The 23,455-nt window shown below is 74.6% G+C and carries 21 protein-coding genes; 16 read left to right on the top strand and 5 right to left on the bottom strand.

The features are described 5' to 3' along the window. Positions 1 to 29: 29 nt before the first annotated feature. The 8 genes from O7599_RS03160 to O7599_RS03125 all read left to right on the top strand — a co-directional run bounded on the left by O7599_RS03160 (position 30) and on the right by O7599_RS03125 (position 10,555). Positions 30 to 1,250, top strand: a complete 1,221-nt coding sequence (locus O7599_RS03160) for an FAD-dependent monooxygenase (protein WP_281620529.1) — start codon at positions 30 to 32, stop codon at positions 1,248 to 1,250. A gap of 290 nt (positions 1,251 to 1,540) precedes the next feature. Further along, positions 1,541 to 4,042, top strand: coding sequence for a sensor histidine kinase (locus O7599_RS03155; RefSeq protein WP_281620528.1), 2,502 nt, complete (start codon positions 1,541 to 1,543; stop codon positions 4,040 to 4,042). Next, positions 4,042 to 4,446 carry a roadblock/LC7 domain-containing protein gene (locus O7599_RS03150; RefSeq protein WP_281620527.1) on the top strand — a complete coding sequence of 135 codons (405 nt, stop codon included), beginning with the start codon at positions 4,042 to 4,044 and terminating at the stop codon, positions 4,444 to 4,446. The genes O7599_RS03155 and O7599_RS03150 overlap by 1 nt, the downstream gene beginning before the upstream one ends. A gap of 154 nt (positions 4,447 to 4,600) precedes the next feature. Then, positions 4,601 to 5,812: an ABC transporter substrate-binding protein gene (locus O7599_RS03145; RefSeq protein ID WP_281620526.1), complete on the top strand. Its 1,212-nt coding sequence runs from the start codon at positions 4,601 to 4,603 to the stop codon at positions 5,810 to 5,812. Between the two features lies 1 nt (position 5,813). Then, positions 5,814 to 7,916 carry an ABC transporter permease gene (locus O7599_RS03140; RefSeq protein WP_281620525.1) on the top strand — a complete coding sequence of 701 codons (2,103 nt, stop codon included), beginning with the start codon at positions 5,814 to 5,816 and terminating at the stop codon, positions 7,914 to 7,916. Next, positions 7,913 to 8,761: an ATP-binding cassette domain-containing protein gene (locus O7599_RS03135; protein ID WP_281620524.1), complete on the top strand. Its 849-nt coding sequence runs from the start codon at positions 7,913 to 7,915 to the stop codon at positions 8,759 to 8,761. The genes O7599_RS03140 and O7599_RS03135 overlap by 4 nt, the downstream gene beginning before the upstream one ends. 8 nt (positions 8,762 to 8,769) lie before the next feature. Then, positions 8,770 to 9,486, top strand: a complete 717-nt coding sequence (locus O7599_RS03130) for an ABC transporter ATP-binding protein (protein ID WP_281620523.1) — start codon at positions 8,770 to 8,772, stop codon at positions 9,484 to 9,486. A 172-nt stretch (positions 9,487 to 9,658) separates the two neighbouring features. Further along, positions 9,659 to 10,555 (top strand): universal stress protein, encoded by an 897-nt coding sequence (locus O7599_RS03125; RefSeq protein WP_281620522.1) that lies wholly within the window; start codon positions 9,659 to 9,661, stop codon positions 10,553 to 10,555. 58 nt (positions 10,556 to 10,613) lie between these two features. Here O7599_RS03125 and O7599_RS03120 read toward each other — a convergent pair whose 3' ends face one another. Further along, positions 10,614 to 11,204, bottom strand: a complete 591-nt coding sequence (locus O7599_RS03120) for a TetR/AcrR family transcriptional regulator (protein WP_281620521.1) — start codon at positions 11,202 to 11,204, stop codon at positions 10,614 to 10,616. Between the two features lie 19 nt (positions 11,205 to 11,223). Then, positions 11,224 to 11,355 carry a hypothetical protein gene (locus O7599_RS03115; RefSeq protein ID WP_281620520.1) on the bottom strand — a complete coding sequence of 44 codons (132 nt, stop codon included), beginning with the start codon at positions 11,353 to 11,355 and terminating at the stop codon, positions 11,224 to 11,226. A gap of 160 nt (positions 11,356 to 11,515) precedes the next feature. On the opposite strand from O7599_RS03115, the gene O7599_RS03110 reads away from it, so the two are divergent. Further along, the gene (locus tag O7599_RS03110; protein WP_281620519.1) at positions 11,516 to 12,640 is read left to right on the top strand and encodes an aminopeptidase P family protein; all 1,125 of its coding nucleotides are present in this window, start codon (positions 11,516 to 11,518) and stop codon (positions 12,638 to 12,640) included. A gap of 31 nt (positions 12,641 to 12,671) precedes the next feature. Here the strand turns inward: O7599_RS03110 and O7599_RS03105 are convergent, their stop codons facing one another. The 3 genes from O7599_RS03105 to O7599_RS03095 form a co-directional block, all read right to left on the bottom strand. Beyond that, positions 12,672 to 12,986, bottom strand: coding sequence for a nuclear transport factor 2 family protein (locus tag O7599_RS03105; protein WP_281620518.1), 315 nt, complete (start codon positions 12,984 to 12,986; stop codon positions 12,672 to 12,674). Positions 12,987 to 13,105: 119 nt separating this feature from the next. After that, positions 13,106 to 13,762 (bottom strand): DUF427 domain-containing protein, encoded by a 657-nt coding sequence (locus tag O7599_RS03100; RefSeq protein ID WP_281620517.1) that lies wholly within the window; start codon positions 13,760 to 13,762, stop codon positions 13,106 to 13,108. Positions 13,763 to 13,765: 3 nt separating this feature from the next. Beyond that, positions 13,766 to 15,211: an MFS transporter gene (locus tag O7599_RS03095; RefSeq protein ID WP_281620516.1), complete on the bottom strand. Its 1,446-nt coding sequence runs from the start codon at positions 15,209 to 15,211 to the stop codon at positions 13,766 to 13,768. Between the two features lie 131 nt (positions 15,212 to 15,342). Here O7599_RS03095 and O7599_RS03090 point away from each other — a divergent pair, with 131 nt between their 5' ends. The 7 genes from O7599_RS03090 to O7599_RS03060 all read left to right on the top strand — a co-directional run bounded on the left by O7599_RS03090 (position 15,343) and on the right by O7599_RS03060 (position 23,450). Then, positions 15,343 to 16,293, top strand: coding sequence for an AraC family transcriptional regulator (locus O7599_RS03090; RefSeq protein ID WP_281620515.1), 951 nt, complete (start codon positions 15,343 to 15,345; stop codon positions 16,291 to 16,293). 300 nt (positions 16,294 to 16,593) lie between these two features. After that, entirely contained in the window at positions 16,594 to 18,138 is a 1,545-nt protein-coding gene (locus O7599_RS03085) for a glycoside hydrolase family 3 protein (RefSeq protein WP_281620514.1), read from the top strand. Positions 18,139 to 18,178: 40 nt separating this feature from the next. Next, complete coding sequence (locus O7599_RS03080; RefSeq protein ID WP_281620513.1) at positions 18,179 to 19,276, top strand: phytanoyl-CoA dioxygenase family protein; 1,098 nt, start codon at positions 18,179 to 18,181, stop codon at positions 19,274 to 19,276. Further along, entirely contained in the window at positions 19,258 to 20,571 is a 1,314-nt protein-coding gene (locus O7599_RS03075) for a DUF6271 family protein (RefSeq protein WP_281620512.1), read from the top strand. The genes O7599_RS03080 and O7599_RS03075 overlap by 19 nt, the downstream gene beginning before the upstream one ends. Continuing rightward, complete coding sequence (locus O7599_RS03070; RefSeq protein WP_281623264.1) at positions 20,514 to 21,806, top strand: alanine racemase; 1,293 nt, start codon at positions 20,514 to 20,516, stop codon at positions 21,804 to 21,806. Before O7599_RS03075 ends, O7599_RS03070 begins: the two co-directional genes overlap by 58 nt. Next, positions 21,769 to 22,293: a GNAT family N-acetyltransferase gene (locus O7599_RS03065; RefSeq protein WP_281620511.1), complete on the top strand. Its 525-nt coding sequence runs from the start codon at positions 21,769 to 21,771 to the stop codon at positions 22,291 to 22,293. The genes O7599_RS03070 and O7599_RS03065 overlap by 38 nt, the downstream gene beginning before the upstream one ends. A 5-nt stretch (positions 22,294 to 22,298) precedes the next feature. Continuing rightward, positions 22,299 to 23,450 (top strand): MFS transporter, encoded by a 1,152-nt coding sequence (locus O7599_RS03060; RefSeq protein WP_281623263.1) that lies wholly within the window; start codon positions 22,299 to 22,301, stop codon positions 23,448 to 23,450. The last annotated feature ends 5 nt before the right edge of the window (positions 23,451 to 23,455 follow it).

Below are 23,455 nucleotides of genomic sequence, written 5' to 3'. Positions count from 1 at the left end.
CAGACCCGAGGAACAGAGGGGAGACCGTGGTGGACGAGGACTCCGTCGCCGTGGTGGGCGGGAGCATCGCGGGGTGTGCCACGGCGCAGGCGGTGGCACGGGCGGGTGCCGGGCGGGTCACGGTCTTCGAGCGGGCCGGCGGCGAGCTGCGCGACCGGGGCGTGGGCATCGGCCTGCACGACGCGCGGTTCGCGGAGCTGGAGGCCGCGGGGTACGTGGACGCGGCGATGCCGTGGTCGGGACTGAACTGCCGGGTGTGGACGATCCGCGACGGCGACGCCGAGCTGGGCCACGGGTTCGCCGAGCAGCACTTCCCGTTCCGCTCCTACAACTGGGGCTCGCTGTGGCACGAGTTGCGCAGCCGGGTGCCCGAGTCGGTCACGTACCACACCGGCGCGGCCGTGACCGCCGTCGAGCAGGACGCCGACGGCGCCACCCTCAAGCTCGCCGACGGCCGCCAGGAGCGCTTCGACGCCGTCATCGGCGCGGACGGCTACCGCTCGGTGGTCCGCGAGGCGATCTTCCCCGGCCTCGCCCCCGCCTACGCCGGCTACCTCGGCTGGCGCGGCACCTCCGCGCCGGTGCCCGGCGACCCCGAGACGGACGGCGCCGAGGCGCGTGTGGTCGTCTTCCCCGGCGGCCACTGCATGATGTACCTCATCCCCGCCGCGGGCGGCGGCGTCCGGATGAACTGGGTGCTCTACGCCGTGCCGCCGGACGACCCCGACCTCCTGCTCGACCTGCGCACGCCGACGTCGCTGCCCCCGGGGCGGGTCGCCGCGAAGCTCACGGCGTACCTGCGCGACCTGGTCGCCGAGCACTTCCCGCCGTACTGGGGCCGCTGCGTGCTGCGTACCGCGCCCGAGGACTCCTTCATCCAGCCCATCTACGACCTGGAGGTGCCGCGGCTCGCCGTGGGCCGCCTGCTGCTCGCGGGTGACGCCGCCACCGTCGTACGGCCGCACACCGGCGGCGGCAGCGTCAAGGCGCTGCAGGACGCCACGTCGCTGGAGGCCGCCTGCCGTGCCGGCGGCGACTGGCCGGAAATCGCCGCCGCGTACGACGCGGACCGTACCGCCGTCGGCGCCGCCATGGTCGCGCTCGGCCGCAGGCTGGGCCGCGCCCAGGTCGAACAGACCCCGGACTGGCGGAAGATGGGACAGCCGGAGTTCGACGCGTGGTGGCAGGAGCAGAACCAGGGCCCGGACGGCAGGAGCGGCTTCGGCGGGCACGCGCTCAAGCGCGGCTGAAGCGCGGCGACTTGACCGCGGCGGGGGCGTTCTGCCCACCCATCTCTGAAATTTCAGACGGAACCTGATCGAATCGGATTGTCAGAGGTAGAGATTGCATCTCCCTCTTACATATTTTGATGTTGTACTCACCCGTAACTTATACTTCCGACTTAGCATCAGACGCATCGCTCAGCCCACCCTCAGCAGGAGCGATGGATGCACCGACCCCCACATGTCACACCCTCCCCATCGCAAGGTAATCCCGTGTCAGCTTTACTGTGTCATGACCCCGACGTAGGGGTCGCGTAGTGAAGATCAACCGTCGACTCGTCCTCCTGGTCGCCGTGCCTCTCGCGGTGGCCATCGCCTTTTCCGTGCGTGCACTCGCGCCGGCGACCTCCCAGGCGTTCCAGGCCAACAGGCTGGCGCAGATGGTCGATGCCGCCGAGTCCGCCGCGGAGCTGACCGCACGGCTGCAGCACGAACGTGTCGCCGCCACCGCGCTGGTCGCCGCGCAGGGCGATGCCACCACCTTCCGCAAGGCCGCCGACGCCACGGACGCAGGCATCTCGGACTACACCGAGAAACGCAGGAAGCTCAGCTCCCTGCCGCACAACGCCGACCTCGCGCTCCAGCGGATCGACCGCTCGCTGGCCGAACTGCCCTCGCTGCGCGCCCAGGCGCGCTCCGGCGGCGGCACGCTCTCCGCGCTCGCGTTCGGCTACCGGATCACGATCGCCGACCTCATCGACTACCGCGACGGCATCGCCCAGGCCGACGGCGTCGACGCCGACATCGCCGACCGCATCCGGGCCTCCGCCTCGCTGTCGCGCGCCGCCGAGCACGTCGCGCAGCAACAGGTCGTGGTGCTCCGGGCGTTGGCCGGCGGCGGCTTCACCCCCGCGTCCCAGCGCACGTTCGACGCCACCCGGCTCGGCTACACCGAGGCCACCGGCGTCTTCTTCACCCTCGGCCCGGGGGAGTGGCGCTCCTGGCTGGAGCGCACGCTCGCCGGCCCGCGCGCGCTGCCCGCGCAGCGGATGGAGGACGAGGTCGGCCGGACCACGGTCGGACAGGACCTCGACGTCTCCGCCGCCGAGTGGCAGGAGGCCACGGCCGACCGGCTGTCGATGCTGCGCTCGGTGGAGAGCCGGGTCGACGACGCCGTGCACGACTCCGTCAAGGAGGAGCGGTCCACGCTCATCTGGTGGGCCGTCATCGAGATCATCGTCGTGATCCTCACGCTGATCGGCGCGCTGCTCTTCGCCTTCCGGATCGGGCGCGTGATGATCCGCCGGCTGCGCGACCTGCGCAACGCCGCGCACACGGTGGCCACCGAGCGGCTGCCGCAGATCGTCACCGACCTCTCCCAGCCCGGCGCGCTCGGCGGTGCCACGCCGCAGCAGGTGGCCGACAGCTCCGGCAGCCCGGTGGAGACCACCGGCGAGGACGAGATCGGCGAGGTCGGCGAGGCGTTCAACTCCGTGCACCACGAGGCGGTACGGCTCGCGGCCCAGCAGGCCCACGCGCACGAGCAGTTCGCGGAGACCCTGGTCGGCGTCGCCCGCCGTGGCGCTCAGCTCACCTCCGTCATGGTGTCCGAGCTGGACGCGGTCCAGCGCGACGAGGCCGACCCGGAGCGGATGAAGATCCTCTTCGCGCTCGACCACCTCGCCATCCGCATGGAGCGCAACACCAACAACCTGCTGGTGATGGGCGGTTACGGACACGCCCGGGTCCGCGAAGCGGACGCGCCCTGCGCCACCGTGGTCGTCGCCGCCGCCCAGCAGATCGAGCGGTTCGAGCGCGTCGCCATGGGGATCGTGGAGCAGGGCATCGGCATCGCCGCCCGCGCGGTGCACGACCTCGCGCACATCCTCGCCGAACTGCTCGACAACGCCACCCGCTTCTCGCCCCCGGACAAGCAGGTGGGCGTGGCGGTCTGGCGGCTGTGGGACCGCGCGGTGGTGCAGATCGTCGACGAGGGCGTCGGGATGACCCCCGAGCGCCGCGACGAGCTGAACGCCCGCCTCGCCAACCCGCAGACCGGCGTCGGCGCCGTGCGGTCCATGGGCCTGCACGTCGTGGCCCGGCTCGCCGGCCGCCACGGCATCGTCGTCGAGCTGCGCTCCTCCGCGGGACCCGGCACCATCGCCGAGGTCACCCTCCCGCCGTCGGTCCTCGTGGCCGTCGAGGAGGAGACCATGGTGGAGGGCGAACGGCCCCTGGTGGAAGGCGAGGCGAGCGTCTTCGGGGGCTCGCCCCGCGGCGTACCGGGCCCGCGCAAGCCGATGGACGAGCCCGCCGCCGCCGCGGCACCCCGGCGCGGCCAGGCCGCCGCGGGGAGCGCCGGCACGCGGGACGCGCAGCAGGCCGGGACCCGCAACGGCAGCGGCACACGCCGCAATCCGCCGTTCGGCCCGGAGTACGACCCGGCCGACCGCGTCGCCGGCGTCAGCCCCTCCGGGCTGCCCGTGCGGATGCGCCAGCCGGCGGACCAGTGGCCGCGGTTCCCCAAGCGCGACGGGGAGCGGCCCGGCAGGAGCGAGCGGAAGCCGGCGCCCGCCAAGCGCCGCGACTCCCGGCAGATCTCCGACGTGCTGGCCGCGTACACCCAGGGCATCAGCAGGAGCACCGGCCGCCGCGAGGGAGCCGGAGGGGCCGCCGACCGCGGCCGCCCGGCGGGTGCGGGCGGCCGGGGCGGCAACGGCGACGGCCGTCCCCGCGACGACGGGGGCAGTGCCCGTACCGCCAGGAAAAGCGGCCGTACCCGGACCGCAAACGACGACGACTCGCAACGGAGCACGTGATGACGACCCCATCCACCGCCGACCTGAGCTGGCTGCTGAGTGACTTCGCCCGTCGCATCCCCGAGGTCACCCAGGTCATCGCCGTCTCCGTGGACGGCCTCGCCCTGGCCTTCACCGGGGTGGACCAGGACGACGCGGACCGGCTGGCCGCCATCGCCTCCGGCATCGTCAACCTGCTCTCCGGCGCCGCCCAGTTGATCGAGGCCGACCCGGTCGAGCACAGCCTGACCGCCATGGAGGGCGGCTACATGTTCTCCATGGCGGTCTCCAGCGGGGCGTCCCTCCTGGTCACCACCACCCGGGACGCCGACATCGGCGAGGTCAGCTACATGATGTCCGAGCTGATCAACCAGGTGGGCGACACGCTCAGCCCCCAACTGCGCGACTCCCAGCCCGCCTCCTGACGGCCGCCGCACGGGCGGGACCCCCCTCACCCCCGCCCGAGCGCCCGGCAGACGCACCGTCGTCCGTCTGCCCGTCGTCGTGCCAGGCCCTCTCACCCCCCGACCACCGGACCGTCCCCCAAGCCCATCCCTCATTTTTCCCTCGGGAGCCTTCGTGTTCGTCAACGCATCCATACGCCGTCCGGGCCGTAGCAGAACCCGGGCCTCCGCCGCGGCAGCAGCCGCCGTCTCGCTGGCCATCGCGGGCTGCAGCGGCGGCGAGAGCGGCTCCGGCGACGATACGGTGAAGGTCGGCCTGCTGGCGTCCCTCTCGGGGACGTACGAGCCGGTGGGCACCGACCTGCGCAACGGTTTCCAGCTCTATCTGGACACCCACGACGGCAAGCTGGGCGGGCGCGAGGTCGAGCTGTCGGTGGCCGACGAGGGGGACGGCCCGCCCACCGCGGTGCCGGCGGCCACGAAGCTGGTGAAGAAGGACCGGATCGACGTGATGACCGGCATCGTCGCCAACGGCTCGTACAACGCGGTGCTGCCCATGCTGGAGCAGAACAAGATCCCGCTGATCAGCTCGAACGGCCGGCCGGAGCTGAAGGACGTGTCCTCCGTGTGGCACACGTCCTTCCTGTCCAAGGACTTCGGCGCCGCCATCGCCCAGTACGTGAAGGACGAGGTGGACGGCCCGGTCTACGCCATCGGCCCCGACTACCAGGGCGGTTACGACCAGGTCGGCGGCTTCACCGAGACCTTCGGCGAGATCGACGGCGAACTCGCCAACCCCGACGGCGAGACCACCTGGACCCCGTTCCCCGACACCACCAACTTCACCCCCTACTTCGCGGACATCGCCAAGTCCGACGCCAAGGCGGTGTACACCTTCTACGCCGGCAAGGCCGCCATCGACTTCGTCAAGCAGTACGCCCAGTCGGACATCGCCGACCTGCCGCTGTACGCCTCCGGGGCGCTCACCGAGGGCAGCATCCTCCAGGCCCAGGGTGACGCGGCCGAGGGCATCCAGTCCGTCTTCAACTACGTGCCCGACCTGGACAACGACGCCAACCGGAAGTTCGTCGCGGACTGGACGGCCAAGCACGACACCCCGCCCACCGAGTACGCCATGGCCTCGTACGACGCCGCCCACGTGCTCGACATGGCCATCGCCGACGCGGCCGACAAGGGCGAGGTGAACTCGGAGACCATCAACGAGGCCGTCGCCAACCTCGGCCAGATCGACAGCCCGCGCGGCGCCTGGGAGTTCGGCGAGAAGTCGCACGCGCCGGTGCAGAAGTGGTATCTGCGCGAGGTCCGCAAGGACGGCGAGCAACTCTCCAACGTCACGGTCCAGGACCTGGCCACGCTCGGCGACTGACATGGGGGCCCTCGATGCCCAGCTCGTGCCGGCGGTCGACGGCGTCGCCTACGGGCTGCTGCTGTTCGTCGTCGCCGCCGGCCTGAGCCTGGCGTTCGGCACCGCCGGCGTGCTCAACCTGGCGCACGGCACGCTGTACGCGGTCGGCGCCTACACCGGCGCCGAGCTCAGCGACGGCACCTGGGGCGGCCTCGCCCTGGGCCTCGTCGCCGGCACCGTGGCCGCCTGCGCGGCGGGCGCGCTGCTGTCGGCGGCGACGGCGCCGCTCGCCCGCCGCGGGCATCTGGACCAGGCGCTGCTGACGTTCGGGCTCGCGCTGATCGGCGGCAACCTGCTCGTGGAGGGGTTCGGCGCGGACGAGATGCCGGTACGCATCCCGGACGCGCTGGACACCTCCGTCGACCTCCTCGGCCACCGCTACCCCGCCTACCGGCTCGGGTTCATCGTCATGGCCCTCGTCCTCGCCGCGGCCGGCACCTGGGTGCTCACCCGCACCCGCGCGGGCGCCGCCGTGCGGGCCGCGGCCGACGACCCCGAGATGCTGGCCACCACGGGGCTCAGCCCCCGGGTCGTGCACACCGGCGTGCTCGCCGCGGCGGGAGCGCTGGCCGGTGCCGCCGGCGTGCTGGGCGCGCCGATCATCGGCCCCGGGCCGAGCACCGGCGACACCGTGCTGATGCTCTCCCTCGTGGTCGTCGTCCTCGGCGGGCTCCGATCCCTGTGGGCGACGCTGGTGGCCGCCATCGGCGTCGGCGAGGTGCAGACGCTCGGGGTCTCGGTCGCCCCGGACTGGGCCCCGTACCTGCTCTTCGCCGCCATGGCCGCGGTGCTGATCCTGCGCTCCGGGCGCGGGCTCGCCGAGCCGCACGGCCCGGAGCACGACGCCGATCCGCCGCCCGATCCTGCGGAACGGCTGCGCCGCAGGCTGGCGCGGGTGCCCTGGCCGTGGCGCGGGGTGCTGACGGCGCGCCGGGCGAAGGCCGCGTCCGCGGCCGCCGCCGGGACCGGCCCCGGGCGGGCCGCCGCGGCGGCGCGCGCCGCCGCCCCGCTGGCCGTCCTGATCGCCGTGCTGGCGTTCCTGCCGCTGACGCTCGACGCCTACGCCCTCTCGCTCGCCGGCTACGCCCTGGCCCTCGGCCTGCTCGCGGTCAGCGTCACCGTGGTCACCGGGTACGCCGGGCTGCCCACGCTGGGGCAGACCGCGCCGTTCGCCGTCGGCGCGTACACCACCGCCAAACTCGCCGAGAACGACTGGACGGTCGGGCCCGTGCAGGTGGTGGTCTCCGCCGCCGTCGCCGCCGCGTTCTGCGTGGTGACGGGCCCGGCGGTGATCCGCGCCCGCGGCACCACCGTGCTCATGATCACGCTCGCGGTCGGCGAGCTGACGGCCATCGCCATCGGCCAGTGGAAGTCCGTGACCGGCGGCACCGACGGCCTCGCCGGGTTCCCCTCCACGCAGGCGTTCTGGGGCGGCGAACCGCTCTTCGAGGAGCTGGCGATCTACCAGTACGCGGCGGTCGTCGTCGTCTTCGTCGTCGCGGTGGCACTGGTTCTGCTGCGCTCGCCGGCCGGCAAGCTGCTGACCGGCTCGCGGGAGGCGGAGGAGCGGATGCGCGCCTCGGGCCACCCCGTGACCCGCTACCTGCTGGTGGCGTACGTCGGCGCGGGCGCCCTCGCGGGCGCGGGCGGCTCGCTGCTCATCGCCGTGCAGAGCTACGTCTCGCCGGCCGACGTCGGCTTCGAGATCGCCGCGCTCGCGCTGCTCGCGGCCGTCATCGGCGGCATCACCTCGGTGATCGGCGCTCTGCTGGGCGCGGGGCTCATCGTCTACACCCGCGACTGGCTGGCCAGTTCGTGGCCGGGCCACGGGCCGCTGCTCCTCGGCGTGCTGTTCGTCGCGGCGGTCTACCTGCTGCCGCGCGGGATCGCCGGGCTGGTGTCCGGGGCACCCCGCACGGCCGCCGCGGACGGCGAGGACGCCGGCACCGGTGGTGGCGGCAGCGCGGCCGGTCGGTTGCCCGCGCCGCGCAGGCCGGGCGACGCGGAAACGCCGGAACCGGCTCAGGCGGGCGCGCAGGCCCGGCTACGGAAGGGGACGACGTGACCGCATCCGCCGCGGTATCCGCCGCAGCATCCGCCCCGGCCCTCGAACTCGCCGGCCTCACCCGCCGCTTCGGCAGCCTCACCGCGGTCGACGAGGTCTCCCTCGACCTGCCCGCCGGCGCCCGGCACGCGCTCATCGGGCCGAACGGCGCCGGCAAGACCACCCTGCTCAACCTCATCGCCGGCACTGAGCGTCCCGACCAGGGCTCCCTCACCTTCCTGGGCCGGGACGTCACCCGCACCGCACCCGCGCGGCGCAGCCGCCTCGGCGTCGCCCGCAGCTTCCAGCAGCCCACGGCCATCCCGGACCTGACCGTCCTGGACAACGTGCTGCTCGCCTCCTGGCGGCACCACCCCGAGCGCCGCGGCGCCTGGCGGCGGGCCGCGCGCCGGGGCCGGCTGGCCGACGCCGCCGCGGAGCGGCTCGCGGACGTCGGCCTCGCCGGGGTGGCGGACCGGCCCGCCGGCTCGCTGTCCCACGGGCAGCGCCGGCTGCTCGACCTCGCCGCCGCGCTCGTGGCCCGGCCGCGCCTGCTGCTGCTCGACGAGCCCGCCGCCGGGCTCACCGACCGGGACGTGGTCCGGCTCCTCGACGTGCTCGGCGCGCTGGACGACGACATCGCCGTGCTGCTCGTGGAGCACAACACCGAGGTGGTCGCGCGGCTGGCCCGTACGGTCACGGTGCTGGTGACCGGGCGGGTGCTGGCCTCCGGGCCGGTACGGGAGGTCTTCGACCTGCCCGAGGTGCGCAGCGCGTATCTGGACGCCGCCACCACGGCGGACGCCCCGGCCGCCGGCGGCATGCCCGGTGCCGCCGACGCCCACGACACCGGCGCGAAGAGGTGACCCGCCCCATGCTCCGCATCTGCGGACTGTCCGCCGGCTACCACGGCGGCACCGTCCTCCACGACCTCGACCTCGACGTCCCCGAGGGCAGCGTGCACGCCGTCGTCGGCCACAACGGCGCCGGCAAGACCACCCTCGTGCACACCGTGGCCGGCCTGCTGCGCCCGGCCACGGGCACCGTCGCGATCGCTGGCCGCGACGTCACCGGCCGCCCGGCGCACCGCATCGCCCGCGCCGGCGTCGGCCTCGTACCCCAGGGCCGCCGGGTCTTCGCCCGGCTGACCGTCGCCGAACACCTCCGCCTCGCCCACCGCCCGCCCCCCGACGGCGCGGTCGGCCGGCCCTGGACGCCGGAGCGGGTGCTCGACCTGCTGCCCCGGCTCGGCGAGCGCAGCGCCCACCGCGGCACCGACCTGTCCGGCGGCGAGCAGCAGATGCTCGCCCTGGCCCGGGCGCTGCTGGGCTCGCCGCGCGTGCTGCTGCTGGACGAGCCGACGGAGGGCCTGGCGCCGGTGCTCGTCGGTCAGATCCTTGACCTGGTCGGCACGCTGGCGGGGGAGGGCCTCGCGGTGCTGCTCGTCTCGCCCAGCCCGGCGTCGGCCGCGCAGTGCGCCGACACGGTGACGGTGCTGACGTCGGGGCGGGTCACGGCCCGGCTGGACGGAGCGGCGGTGCGCAAGGACCCGGCGGACCTGCACGAGGCGCTGGCGCTCACGGCACACTGACGCGGGGGCGCGGGCCCGCGCGGCGCCCGTACGGCATCCGCGGACGCCGCTCACCGCTCACCCGCTCACCGCTCACCGCCCGCCGGCTGGCGGGAGCCGCGGGGGTCGGCAAGCCTGGGCACACGGTACGTGGATCCAGCGGCGCCTCCGCGCCGCGCGCGGACGGAGGCCGATGGTGAGTGCACCGGTGCTGGTGGGCGTGGACGGGGCGCCCGCCGGTTTGGAAGCGGTCGCCGTGGCGGCGCGCGAGGCGCGGATGCGCGGCATCGGGTTGCGCGTCGTGCACGCCTTCTTCTGGCCGATGATGCGGGTGCCGCTGGAGCCGTCGTCGATGGGCCCGCCCGAGGGCGGGCTGCGCAACCAGGCGGAGCGGTACGTCGCCGAGGCCGTAGCGCACGCGCGCGAGGTCGAGCCCGACGTCGAGACCGAGGGCGCCGTCGTCACGGGCGACACGCTGCCGGTGCTGACCGAGGAGTCGCGCGGCGCGGCCCTGGCGGTCGTCGGCAGCCGCGGGCTCGGCGCGTTCGCCGGCCTGCTGCTGGGCTCGACGGCGGTGCACCTGGCGGCGCACGGCCACTGCCCGGTGCTCGTCGTACGCGGCGCGGGCGACCCGCCGCGCGAGGGCCCGGTGGTGGCGGGTGTGGACGGGTCCCGGGCCGGCGACGCGGCGATCGAGTTCGCCTTCGCACAGGCCGCGATGCGCGGCACCGGCATCGTCGCCGTACACGCCTGGTCGCCGTGGAAGGCCGAGGCCCCGCCGCCGCAGGACCCGGCCGCGCCGTACGCGAGCGGCGCGGGCGACCTGGCCGCGAACGAGGAGCGCCTGCTCGCGGAGGCGCTGGCGGGCCGTCAGGAGCGCTACCCGGACGTACCCGTCGACCGCCGCGTGCTGCGCGGCGGCCCCCGGGAGGCGCTGATCGAGGCGAGCCGGGAAGCGGCGCTGGTGGTCGTGGGCGCACGCGGGCGCGGGGGCTTCACGGGGATGCTGCTGGGCTCGGTGAGCCAGGCACTGCTGCACCACGCGGACTGCCCGGTGGCGGTGGTCCGGACGGAGTCGGGCAGGACGTGAGGGGCGTAGGGCGGCTCTGTGCGTGGCACGCCCGTCGCCTTCTCCCGGAGGGCGGGTGTCAGGTGCCTATGCCCGCGAGCAGCAGGTCCACCGTGCCCTGGAGGAAGGCGTCGTCCAGCGGTTCGCGGGTCAGCAGCAGGCGGGTGTGCAGCGGGCCCATCAGGGCCTCGAAGGCCAGCCGGCGGTCGACGCCGGGGCGGAGTTCGCCGCGGGACTCGGCGCGGTCCAGGACGGTCGCGCCGACCGCGAAGCGGGTGGTCCAGAACTGGTCGCGGGCCGCCTCGTACTCCGCGAGGTCCTCCTGCACCGCCATCCGCAGCAGCAGCCCGCCCAGCGGGGTGCGGACGAACGCGGCGGTGCCGTGGAGGAGGGCGAGGAGGTCGCCGCGGAGGGTGCCGGTGTCGGGGGTGGGCAGGTCGGTGCGGGTGCGGTCGAGGACCGCGTCGAGGGCGAGGGCCGACTTCGTGCCCCAGCGGCGGTAGATCGACGTCTCGTGGACGCCGGCGCGCTGGGCGACCTCGGCGATCGACAGCGCGTCGGCGCCGCACTCCAGGACGACGTCCACCGTCGCCTGGAGCACGGCGGCGCGTACGCGGGCGCTGCGGCCGCCCGTTCTGCGGGTGGCTGGCTGGGGGCTGCTCTCCGGCATCCCGCCAACGTAGCGCAGGTCAGTGGGGCGCCGGCCGTTCGGCGTGGGCGCGGTCGAGGACGGCGACGAGCGCCGCGGTCACGGCGGTGAGCCCCATGCCGCCTGCGGCGAACACGGTGAACAGCGTCCAGAAGTCCGGGGTGAGAACCATCGGTAGTGCCTCCTGCCGAGTTAACGCAGTGCTTCTTGCTTTAAGGTACGTCCTGCCGGACTTCTAAAGCAAGTTGACTTGCGTTACGTGCCCGGACGTCGCGGGGAGTAGGTTCGTGGCAGCCCGGCCCGCACCGCCGACGAGCACCGAGGAGCCCCGCATGACCGGCGACTTCGCCCCGTTCACCGCCGACGACTACCGCGCCCGCATGCGGCACGCCGCCCGCGCCGCCGCCGACGCCGGGTTCGCCGGGCTGCTCGTCGCCCCCGGCCCCGACCTCGTCTGGCTCACCGGCTACGCGCCGCCCGCCGCCACCGAGCGGCTCACCCTGCTCGTGCTCGCCCCCGGTGCGGACCCGGTGCTGGTGGTGCCGAAGCTGGAGGCCGGCGACGCCGCCCGGGCGGCCGGCGGGCCGGCGCTCACCCTGCGCGACTGGACCGACGGCACGAGCCCGTACGCCGTGACCGCGCCGCTGCTCGACGCCCGCGGCCGCTACGCCGTCAGCGACGACACCTGGGCCCTGCACCTGCTCGGGCTCCAGCGCGAACTGCCGGACTCCGCGTACGTCGCCTTCTCCGACGGGCTGCCGATGCTGCGCGCGGTCAAGGACGACGCGGAACTGGCGCGGCTGGCCGCGGCCGGTGCCGCCGCGGACGCCGCGTACGAGGAGATCAGGAAGGCACGCTTCGCCGGCCGCAAGGAGTCCGAGGTCGCCGCCGACCTGGCGGCGCTGCTGCGCCGGTTCGGGCACTCCCGGGTGGACTTCACCGTCGTCGGCTCGGGCCCCAACGGCGCCGACCCCCACCACGAGGCCGGCGCGCGGGTCATCCGCGACGGCGACATGGTCGTCCTCGACTTCGGCGGCCTCGTGCACGGCTACGGCTCCGACACCACCCGCACCGTGCACGTCGGCGAACCCACCGCCGAGGAGCGGGAGATCCACGACGTCGTGCGCGCGGCGCAGGAGGCCGGCTTCCGGGCCGTACGGCCGGGCGCCGCCTGCCAGGACGTCGACCGGGCGGCGCGCCGGGTCATCGCCGACGCCGGCTACGGCGGGTACTTCATCCACCGCACCGGGCACGGCATCGGCACCACCACCCACGAGCCGCCGTACATGACCGAGGGCGAGGAGCAGCCGCTCGTCCCCGGCATGTGCTTCTCCGTCGAGCCGGGCATCTACCTGCCGGGCCGCTTCGGGGTGCGCATCGAGGACATCGTGACCGTCACCGCGACCGGCGGGCGGCGGCTCAACGACACCGCCCGCGAGATGGCGATCGTCTCCTAGCCGCCCGGTCGCACCAGGTGCGGTTCTCGCGTCACGCCTGACCGGTGTCGAAGTGGCTGATGCGGTCGCCCGCGACCGTGAAGGACCATCGGGTGCGCATGCCGCCCCAGGTGGAGTTCGAGTACGTGGCCACGAGCGAGCGGCCGTCCGGGGCGACGGACTCGACGTCCATGTGACCGGCGGAGGAGAAGATCTCCCGGTCGGTCCACGCCGCGAGATCCCGCTCCGTGCCGTCGTCGGTCATGGTCGCGTCGTCGGTCAGGAGCGCGAAGAACGCGTCCCTGTCGCCGGCGTTGAGCGCCGCGACGAAGGCGGCCACGACGGGGTCGGTGAGCTGGGCGGCCATGGGGCACCTCCGGATTCGCTGCCGTACGCGCACGCGCCGCGTGCGCCACCCACGGCACCAGTGTCCCGCCGGCGTGCCCGCGCCGCAGCTCCGCGCCGCGAGCACCCCGCCGGCCCCGCTCAGCCGCCCCGCTTCACCCCGTCGACCAGGACGTCCGCCACGGAGTCGTAGAACGCCAGGTGGCCGGCGATCGGTCCGACCTCGCGCAGCGGGTCGCGGTACGCCCAGGCCACGTCCGTGCGCTCGGGTGTGCCCGGTCCGCCGCGGTAGGTCCAGTACGACGCGAAGCCCTTGTACGGGCACCCCGTCCGGGTCGCCGTCGGCTCGAACAGCTCCAGGTCCACGTCCTCGGGCGGGAGGTAGAACACGGCCGGCAGTCCGGTCTCGAACACCGCCAGCGGGCTTCGCGACTCACCCACCGTCCGCCCGCCGATCTCCACCCGGACATGCCGTGCGCTGCGCAGCACGTCCACCCGGTGGTACGGGTCACGCGGCCCCACCGGCAGTTCCTCGTCCTCCTCGTACCAGCGGTCCAGCGCCGACCACCGTACGGACACGTGGTCCGCCAGCTCCGCGTCGCCCTCGTACGCCCGTACCGCGCCGTCCGGCACCAGGTCGGTGCGGACGTCGCCGCGCGGAAAGGCGTACCGCACGTACGGGCTGCCCGCCTCCCGCACCAGCAGCGGGGCGTCGCTGTCGACGACGAGGTCGTCGCCGAGCCTGCCGCGCACCCGTCGCTCGCTGCGCTCCCAGGTCCTGGTGTCGAACGTGAGCATCGGTCATACCTCCTGGCGGTCGGGGGTCTTCGAGGCCGCAACGGGTGCAACGCCGGCGGCCGCCGGGGGCTTCCCGAGCGCGAGGGCGACCACCACGGCCGCCGCCATCAGCGCGGCCGACACCAGGAACCCGTCGCGCAGCCCCGCGGCGGCGTCCGCCGGCGACGCGGCGCCGCCCGGGCCGGCCACGGCCACCACGATCGCGAGGCCCACGGCCCCGCCGATCTGCGACGCGGTGTTCGCCACCCCCGACGCCGTGCCCTGCTCGTGCGGGGCGACGCCGGCGGCGGCAGCGGCGAACATCGCCGGGAACCCGTACGCGGCGAGGCTCCACACGGCCATCCCGGGCAGCATCGCCCAGTACGAACCGTCCTCGGCCACGACGACGCCCACCCCGGTCATGCCCGCGGCGATCCCGCCCATGCTGGTGACCAGCGTGGTGCGCATGCCCCAGCGGTTCAGCATGCGCGGCGCGACGACCGAGGCGGCCACGGCGGCGAGCAGGCTCAGCGGGAGGAAGCCGAGCCCCGCCTCCAGCGCCGAGAAGCCCAGCAGCGCCTGCATGTAGGTGGTGAGGACGAAGTACGAGCCGCTGAGTGCGCCCAGGAACAGGAACAACGTGCCCATGCCCACCAGGAGGCTGCGGTTGCGCAGCAGCCGCAGCGGCACGAGCGGATCGGCGACGCGGGACTCGACGACCAGGAACGCGCAGAACAGCGCCGCCCCGGCCGCCAGCGCGCCCGCACCGCGCACCGTCGCCCAGCCCTCCTCGGGCCCGCTGACGAGCCCGAGGACCACCAGCAGGGAGCCCCCGGTGGCCAGCGTGGCGCCGGGCAGGTCGAGCCGGGTGCCCCCGGCGCGCGCGGCGCCGCGCGGCACCACCGCCGCGGCGACCGTCGCGCCGACCAGTGTCAGCGGCACGTTGACGTAGAAGACGGCCTCCCAGCTCGCCCACTCGGTCAGGACCCCGCCGAGCATGGCGCCCGTCGCGAGTCCCGCGCCGCCGCCCACGCCCCAGACCCCGAGCGCGCGGTTGCGCTCGGCGCCCTCGGCGAAGGTCGTGGTGAGCAGCGACAGGATCGCCGGCGTGAGCACCGCGCCGCCGAGGCCCTGCGCGGCGCGGGCGGTCACGAGCATCCACGGCTCGGTGGCCAGCCCGCCGGCCAGCGAGGAGACTCCGTAGACCGCCATGCCGAGGATGAACATCCGCCGCTGCCCGACGATGTCGGCGACGCGTCCGGAGAGCATCAGCAGGCCGCCGAGTCCGAGGAGGTAGGCGCTGATCACCCACTGCAGCGAGGACTCGGAGAAGCCGAGTTCGGCGCCGATCTCGGGCATCGCGACGATCACGATGTTGAAGTCGATGGCGATGATGAACTGGGCGAACGCCAGCAGCGCCAGGATGAGCCCGAGACGCGGGCGTGCGGACGTATCGGAGGCAGATGACACGAAGGGTCCTTCGGACGGGAATTCGGGAACACCGTCAACGTATGTACGCCCGGAGGACCGATGAATGTCCCAGGGTGCCGAGATCATGTCTGATCGTGCTCCGCAGCGGGCGTTGGGGCTACGATCGGATCGTGGACGTCCTCAGTGACGCACTCGCCGTCGCCCGCACCGGAAGGCCGCACTCCGCACGGATGGAGCTGCGCTCCCCGTGGCGTATCCACGTCGAGGCCCTGGCGGGTGCCGGGTTCCACGTGGTGCTGCACGGCTCGTGCTGGATGATCCCGCCGGGCGGCGGGACACCGCTGGCGCTCGAGGCGGGTGACCTGGTGTTCTTCCCGCACGGCATCGGGCACGACATGACCGACGACCCCGAGTCTCCGGCGAGCCTCGCCGCCCGCACCAGCCTCGCGGACCTCGCCGCGGACGGGGCCGACGACGACCCGGTCGGCGGCGTCGGCGGCGGCTGCCGGTCGGCGGTGCTGCTCTGCGGCGCTTACCTGATGGCGCGGACCCGGCCGCACCCGCTGCTCACCGGGCTGCCCGACATCGTCCACCCGCCGACGGGGCTCGGCCGGCACGACGGCCTGCGCGCGGCGATCGAGTTGCTCGGCGGCGAGCTGAGCCGCCCCGGCCTCGGCGCCGCGGCGGTCCGCCCCGCGCTGCTCGACATGCTGCTGGCCTTCATCGTGCGCGCCTGGTACGAGGAGCGCGACGCCGCCGGCGGCGGGGGAGCGGCGGACGGCTGGGCCCGCGCGGTGGCGGATCCGCCCGTGCGCGCCGCCCTCGACGCCGTGCACCGCGACCCCGGCCGCGGCTGGACGGTGGAGTCGCTGGGGGCCGTGGCGGGGATGTCGCGCGGGGCGTTCTCGCGGCGTTTCACCGCGCTGACGGGCAGCCCGCCGCTGGCGTATCTGACGTGGTGGCGGATGACGCTGGCGGCGCAGCGGCTGCGCGAGTCGGACGCCTCGCTGGGCGCGATTGCGGGGCGGCTCGGCTACACCTCGGAGTTCGCGTTCGCGAAGGCGTTCAAGCGCGCGCACGGGGTCGCCCCGGGCGCGTACCGCCGGGACCGCGCGGGCTAGCGCCGCCGCGGCCCCACCGGCGCGGCGCCACTCCCGCCGACCCGCTCGTCCCCGGACACCCGACTCCGGTCGATTCACGCCCGCTGCATGTCCGCTTTGATCCGACTTGGAGCGGCTTCCTGGTCCACTCTGCGGCACCGCTTGCCCGTTTCGAGTGCGGAGCAGGTCGTTCCGTGTGCGGTCGCATGGTGGACTTCCTTGACACTCCCGATTGGTATAGGCCAGTATCCGGCATTGGTCTGTACCAAGTCTTTTCGTACCACGTCAGCCCGGTCCGCCCCTGCTCCCGCGGAGGTCTCCATGGCATCCCTCAGCCACCCCGAACTCGTCCGGCTGGCCAACTCGGTACTCCAGCCCGGGTTCGTGGGCACGACCGCGCCCGAATGGCTGCGCCGCAGAATCGGCGAAGGACTGGCCTCCGTGGTGCTGTTCGGCCGCAACATCGTCGACCCCGAGCAGGTGGCCGCCCTCACCGCCGCCCTGCGCGCCGAGAACCCCGACCTGATCATCGCCATCGACGAGGAGGCCGGCGACGTCACCCGGATCGAGGCCGGCACCGGCGCCACCCGCCCCGGCAACCTCGCCCTCGGCGCCGTCGACGACGTCGAGCTGACCGAGCGGGTCGCGTACGACATCGGCCGCCAACTGCACGCCATGGGCGTCTCGCTGAACTACGCCCCCTCCGCCGACGTCAACTCCAACCCCAAGAACCCCGTCATCGGCGTGCGCTCCTTCGGCGCCCGCCCCGACCTCGTCTGCCGGCACACCGCCGCCTGGATCCGCGGCCTGCAGTCCGCCGGCGTCGCCGCCTGCGCCAAGCACTTCCCCGGCCACGGCGACACCAGCGTCGACTCCCACCACGGCCTGCCGCACGTCGCCGCCGACGCCCGCGAGATCGCCCGCACCGCGCTGCCGCCGTTCACCGCCGCCATGGAGGCCGGCGTACGCACCGTCATGACGGCGCACATGCTCATCCCCGCCTACGACGACACCCTGCCCGCCACCCTCAGCCCCCGCATCATCCGCGACCTGCTCCGCGACGAGCTCGGCTTCACCGGCCTCGTCGTCACCGACGGCATCGAGATGGGCGCCGTCTCCGACCTCTACGGCATCGGCGGCGCCACCGTCCGCGCGCTCGCCGGCGGCGTCGACGCCGTGTGCGTCGGCGGCGAGAGCGCCGAGGAGTCCGTCACCACCGACCTGACCGACGCCATCGTCGCCGCCGTGCGCGACGGCAGCCTGCCCGAGGAGCGGCTCGCCGAAGCCGCCGCCCGGGTGCACGAGTTCGCCGACTGGTCCGCCGCGCTGACCCGCAGCGTCCCGGCCGGCGACCCCCGCGGCGGCGACGGGGCCGACCACCAGATCGGCCTCGTCGCCGCCCGCCGCGCCGTCCGGATCCACCACGACCCGGCGGGACCCGCCCGCTTTCCGCTCGTCGGCGATCCGCACGTCGTCGAGTTCTCGCCCGTCACCAGCCTCGCCATCGACGGCCGTACGCCCTGGGGCGTCGCCGACCCGCTGCGCGCCCTGCGCCCCGGCACCACGTCGGTGCGGCTCGGCGAGTCCGAGCTGACCGACGCTGCCGGCGGCGCCGAGGGCGTGCTCGACGGGCAGGCGCTGCGGCCCGCCGACGGCCGGGAGCTGGTCGTCGTCGTCCGCGACGCCGCCCGCCACCCGTGGATGTGGCAGGCCCTGGCCGACCTGGTACGGCGGCGGCCGGACGCGCTCGTCGTCGAGATGGGCCTGCCCGCCGAGGACCGGCTCGGCGCCGTGCACCTGTCGACCCACGGTGCCACGCGCGTCTCCGGCATCGCCGCGGCCGAGGTCCTCACCGGCGCGGTGTGACGGCAGCACGTAACAAAGTTCCGCCTCTGGAGGACGTTCCATGCCCGACTCCGGCCCCTACCTCTACCGTGCCGCCTCCGGCACCCCGTACTTCAGCGCCGACGGCGAGTCCTACCTCGCCCGTACCCCGTTACGAGACATCCGCAAGTCCCAGCCGCTGCGCGTGCTGTCCGAGGAGGACTACGCCTTCTGGCAGACCTACGGCTACGTCGTGGTCAGGGAGGCGATACCCGCCGAGGCGGCCGCCCTGCTGCTGGACTTCGCCTGGGAGTTCCAGGGCCTGGATCCCGACCGCCCCGAGACCTGGTACGCGGACCGCGAGTTCCGCTCCGACCTCGACCGCGACCTGCACGTCTACGGCTTCGTCGAGGCGTACCAGCACCAGTTGATCTGGGACAGCCGCCAGACCCGCCGGGTCTACGACGCCTTCGCCGACGTGTGGGACTGCGACGAGCTGTGGGTCACCCTCGACCGCCTGAACCTCAACCCGCCCAACGTCGGCAACCGCAGCCGCACCCTGATCGAGCCGACCGACACCGGCTTCGACATCGAGCTGCACTGGGACGTCGACACCACCCTCGCCGTCCTCCCGCAGCGCGTCCAGGGGATCATCGCCCTCAACGACACCCGCCCCGACCACGGCGGTTTCCAGTGCGCGCCCGAGCTCTTCCGGGACTTCGAGAAGTGGAAGCTCGCGCAGCCCGCCGACCGCGACCCGATCCGGCCGAACACCGACCGCGCCGAGTTCCCCGTCGTACGCCCCGAGCTGGCCGCCGGCGACCTGCTCATCTGGAACGGGCTGCTGGCCCACGGCGTCGCCGCGAACTCCTCCGACAACGGCGTACGCGCCGTGCAGTACCTCGCGATGATGCCCGCCCTGGAGGAGCACGAGCGGCTGCGGCGCTCCCGCGTCGAGTCCTGGCGCACCCTGAGCACCCCCGACTGGAACGCCACCCTCCTCGGCGACGCGCGCACGCACGAGTCCGAGCGGTACGGGCCGGCCGCGCTGACCGGCCTCGGCCGCAAGCTGCTCGGGCTCGACTCCTGGCGCCGGCCCGCGCCGGACGAGGGGCCCGCCGGGAGAGCCGCGGGCACGACCGAGCAGACCGGGGAGCCGGCGTGGCACGCATCTGCCTGACGCTGCCCACGAACCGCGCCTGCGCGGCCACGATCGCCGCCGTGTACGAGGAAGCCGTCCACGCCGCCGCCCACTTCGGCGTCGAGGTCCGCTTCCTGATCCTCGACTCCGCCGCCGAGCGCGACCGCGCCGGCCACGCCGCCGCCGTCGCCGGGCTGCCGCGGGTGCCCGGCGTCGTCGTGCACCACCTCGGCGAGGCGGAGCAGCGCACCTTCCTCGCCGCGGTGTTCCGCCGCGCGCGGGTCGCGGACGCGCGGAGGCTGCTGCGCCTGCTGCTGCCCGACACCGTCTCGTACGGCGCCTGCACCGACCGCGCGTTCCTGCTCGCCGCCGCCCTCGGCTGCCGCTCGGTGCACCGCCGGGACTCCGACAGCCGCTACCAGACCGCCGCCGGCCGGCCCGTCTTCCCCGTCCACCACGAACTCGCCACCCTGGGCCGGCCCGCCGCCGAGGCGGCCCGGCGGGTCGACGCCGACGCGCTGAACCCGCTGCACGCCCACAAGCCCGTCTCGATGGTCGGCGCCTCCTTCGTCGGCGAGATGTCCGTCGACATCGCCGAGATCCACGCCCTCGACCCCGCGGTCTACCACGACGTCGTCAGCCTCTGGGCGCCGCCGCACTGGCCCGAGGAGCGCAAGCGGGCGCTGGTCGAGGAGTCCTTCAAGGGCGCGGGCACCGAGCCGTTCGGCGGCGACCACGCCGTCCTCGGCGCCGTCGACCCCATGCGCGTCGACATGTGCAACATCGCCTTCCACCGCGACGTGTACGAGGCCGTCCCGCTGCCGCCCGCCACCGACACCATCGGCAGCGACTACTTCCTCTTCCACCTCGTCCACGACGCCACCCTGCCCGGCGTCCTGCACAACCGGCACATCGTCAACTACCACACCGACGAGCGGAAGACCGGCGCCGGCTTCACCGCGTACCAGATGCGGTTCGCCAAGTTCCTGCTCTCGATGCTCTACTTCAACTTCCTCTACGACGAACTGGCCGCCGCCGGCGCCGCCCTCCTCGACGACCGGCACCGGCTGCGCGCCGCCGCGGTCGGCGAACTGGTCGCGCGCAGCACCCGGCTGGACCGCGACGAGAACGTCATGCGGCTCACGGCCCTGGAGATCGCGTACCGCAAACTCGGCGGCAGATACGCCGAGTTCGGCGGCCTGCTCGCCGCCCGCGGCCCCGGCCTGCTGGAGGAGGCAGCCCGCGACATGGCCGACTTCGCGCTGCTGATCGCCGCCTGGGAGCCGCTGGTACGGGCCGCCGCCGCGACGCACGTGCCGGGGGCGGCCCGGTGACCGCAGTGCTGCGGCCCCCGCAGCCGGCCCCGCCGGCGCCCGCGGTGACCGGGCCGGCTGCGGGGCCCGTCAGCGCGCGGCTGCGCGCCGCCCTCGCCGCCGCCGAGGACGACCGGATCATCTACGACCTGCCCGGCATCGAGGAGCGCTACGACGAACTGCTGCGCCGGCTGTCCGGCGTCGACGTCCGCTTCGCGATGAAGGCCTGTCCCGTGGACGAGGTGCTGGCCCGGCTCGCGCAGAAGGGCGCCGGCTTCGACGCCGCCAGCCCCGGCGAGGTCGAGCAGGCGCGCCGCGCCGGCGCGCCCGCGGCCCGCGTCCACTACGGCAACACCGTCAAGTCCGACCGCGGCATCCTCGCCGCGCACCGCCTCGGCGTCCGCGACTTCGCCACCGACAGCCCCGAGGACGTCATGGCCATCGCGGCCCTCGCCCCCGGCGCGCGGGTGTTCTGCCGGCTGGCCGGCAGCGGCGAGGGCGCGCTGTGGGGGCTCGGCCGGAAGTTCGGCTGCACCCCCGAGGAGGCGGTGCGGGTGCTCGCGGGCGCGCGGGCCGCGGGACTCACGCCCGCCGGTCTCTCCGTGCACGTCGGCTCGCAGCAGATGACGGCCGCGGCGTGGCGCCGCGCCTTCGACGCCTTCGCGGACGTGCTGGCGGCACTCGCCCGCCGCGGCATCCACTTGGACCACGTCAACCTCGGCGGCGGCCTGCCCGCGCTCGGCTACCGCGACCTGCGCGGCCGGCCGCTGGTGCCGGAGCTGGACGAGACGTTCGCGGCGATCCGCGCGGGCATGGCGCGGCTGCGCGCCGCGGCCGGCGCGCCGCTGCGCTTCGTCGTCGAACCGGGCCGGCACCTGGTCGCCGACCACGGCGCGATCCGGGCGCACGTCGCCCGGCTCTCCTCGCGCCGGCACACGGACGGCGGGCGGGACTACTGGCTCTTCCTGAGCTGCGGCAAGTTCAACGGCCTGTACGAGGTGGACCAGTTGCAGTACCCGCTGGTCTTCCCCTCCCACGGCGCCGCCGCGGAGCTGGTGCCGGCGGTCGTCGCCGGGCCCACCTGCGACAGCGACGACGTCGTGGCGGGGGGCCGCGTACCGGTGCAGGTGCCCAGGGCGGCTGCGTCCGGGGATCCGGTGTGGATCCTCTCCAGCGGCGCGTACGCCGTCAGTTACATGACCCGGGGGTTCAACGGTTATGGCCCGCTACCGCACACCTGCCTGCGCGCCGGCTGACGTGCGCATCCGGCACATCGCCGCACACGACTGGGGCGCCATCGCCGCGCTGGAGGACCGCGCGTACGCCGACCGGGCGCTGGCCGAGGGCCGCGAGGCGCTGCAGGCCCGCGGCCGGGCCTCGCCCGGCACCTGCTTCGTCCTGGACGCCGACGGCGCGCCGGAGGGCTACCTGCTGGCGCTGCCCTACCCGGAGTTCCGCTGCCCGGAGCTGCGCGCCGCCCAGGACGCCGGGCACTCGACCGGCAACCTGCACCTGCACGACATCGTCGTCGCCGAGCACCTGCGCGGCGCCGGGCTCGCGGGACGCCTGCTCGCCCGGCTCACCGCCACCGCCCGGGCCCGGCGGTACCGGCGGATCTCCCTCGTCGCGGTCGCCGGCACCGCGCTCTTCTGGACGCGCCGCGGCTACCGGCCGCAGCCCGGCGTGGCGCCCCCGGCCGGCTACGGCCCGCAGGCGGTCTACATGTCCCGGGAAGTGGGTTGAGCACGATGCCGGTACGCGACGACTTCCGCCGCTCCCAGGTGGCCATCGCGGCGCTCTTCTGCTTCCTGGGCTTCCAGTACGTCACGTGGGTGTCCCGGCTCCCGCTGATCAAGGACGATCTCGGCCTGACGGCGACCGAACTGGGACTGCTCCTCATGGCCTGCGGGGCGGGCGCGGCGGCGTCCTTCCCGCTGGTCGCCCACCTCATGAAGGCCCTGGGCGCCAAACGGCTCGCGTTCGCCTCGGCCGGCGCCCTGCTGCTGTTCCTGCCCGCGCTCGCCGCCGCGCCCGACTACCCGGTCGCGCTGGTCGTCGTCGCCGCCGACGGCGTCGCCGTCGGCTGCCTGAACGTGGCGATGAACGCGCAGGGGGCGGCCCTGGAGGAGATCCACGGGCGCACCGCGATGGCCAAGATGCACGCCACGTTCAGCGCCGGGTCGCTGGCCGCCGCGCTGCTGGCCTCCCTCGTCCAGACCTTGACCGCGGAGCTGGCCGCGCACTTCGCGGTGGCCGCGGTGCTGCTCGTCGCCATGCTGGCCGTCGCCCGCACCGGGCTGCCGGCCGAGGACGGCTTCCGGCAGCCGGGCAAGGAGCGCCGCCGCTGGCGGCTGCCCGCGCGCGTCACGCTGTGGATGGGGTGCGCGATGGCGTTCGGCACGATCACCGAGGGCGCCATGAACGACTGGTCCACGCTCTACCTGGAGGACGTCGCCCACGCGGCGCCGGAGGTCGCGCCGCTGGGCATCGCGGTGGTCTCCGTGATGATGGTCGCCGCCCGCCTCTTCGCCGACGGCTGGCGCACCCGCTGGGGCGACGGGCCCGTGGTCAGGCTCGGCAGCGCGCTGGCGGGCACGGGGCTGGCCGTCGCGGTGCTCGCGGGCGGGGTGGTGCCGGCGCTGCTCGGGTTCGCGTGCGTCGGCCTGGGCGTCGCGGCCGTGACGCCGTGCGTGTACGTCGCGGCGGCCCGGGAGGGCCCCGACGCGCTGTCCCTGGTGGCGTCGATGGGCACCACCGGGCTGCTGGGCGGACCCGCGGCGATCGGCTTCATCGCGGGTGCGGCCGGGCTGGCGTGGGGCATGGCCGCCGTCGCCGCGTCCGCGCTCCTCGTGTCGTTGTGCACGACGCGGATACGCTGGCCCGCGCTGAGCAACGCCTGAAGCGC

Origin of the sequence: Streptomyces sp. WMMC500 (genome assembly GCF_027497195.1) — a bacterium.
In the GTDB taxonomy this organism is placed as follows: domain Bacteria; phylum Actinomycetota; class Actinomycetes; order Streptomycetales; family Streptomycetaceae; genus Streptomyces.
Note: the sequence above shows the minus strand (reverse complement) of the source record. Positions and strands in the feature narration are given on the sequence as shown.

Excerpts from the sequence above, each read along its gene's own strand:
- O7599_RS03150 (WP_281620527.1), top strand. The coding sequence starts at position 4,042 with ATGACGACCCCATCCACCGCCGACCTGAGCTGGCTGCTGAGTGACTTC.
- O7599_RS03140 (WP_281620525.1), top strand. The coding sequence starts at position 5,814 with ATGGGGGCCCTCGATGCCCAGCTCGTGCCGGCGGTCGACGGCGTCGCC.
- O7599_RS03130 (WP_281620523.1), top strand. The coding sequence starts at position 8,770 with ATGCTCCGCATCTGCGGACTGTCCGCCGGCTACCACGGCGGCACCGTC.
- O7599_RS03125 (WP_281620522.1), top strand. The coding sequence starts at position 9,659 with ATGGTGAGTGCACCGGTGCTGGTGGGCGTGGACGGGGCGCCCGCCGGT.
- O7599_RS03120 (WP_281620521.1), bottom strand. The coding sequence starts at position 11,204 with ATGCCGGAGAGCAGCCCCCAGCCAGCCACCCGCAGAACGGGCGGCCGC.
- O7599_RS03115 (WP_281620520.1), bottom strand. The coding sequence starts at position 11,355 with ATGGTTCTCACCCCGGACTTCTGGACGCTGTTCACCGTGTTCGCCGCA.
- O7599_RS03110 (WP_281620519.1), top strand. The coding sequence starts at position 11,516 with ATGACCGGCGACTTCGCCCCGTTCACCGCCGACGACTACCGCGCCCGC.
- O7599_RS03105 (WP_281620518.1), bottom strand. The coding sequence starts at position 12,986 with ATGGCCGCCCAGCTCACCGACCCCGTCGTGGCCGCCTTCGTCGCGGCG.
- O7599_RS03100 (WP_281620517.1), bottom strand. The coding sequence starts at position 13,762 with ATGCTCACGTTCGACACCAGGACCTGGGAGCGCAGCGAGCGACGGGTG.
- O7599_RS03085 (WP_281620514.1), top strand. The coding sequence starts at position 16,594 with ATGGCATCCCTCAGCCACCCCGAACTCGTCCGGCTGGCCAACTCGGTA.
- O7599_RS03080 (WP_281620513.1), top strand. The coding sequence starts at position 18,179 with ATGCCCGACTCCGGCCCCTACCTCTACCGTGCCGCCTCCGGCACCCCG.
- O7599_RS03065 (WP_281620511.1), top strand. The coding sequence starts at position 21,769 with ATGGCCCGCTACCGCACACCTGCCTGCGCGCCGGCTGACGTGCGCATC.
- O7599_RS03060 (WP_281623263.1), top strand. The coding sequence starts at position 22,299 with ATGCCGGTACGCGACGACTTCCGCCGCTCCCAGGTGGCCATCGCGGCG.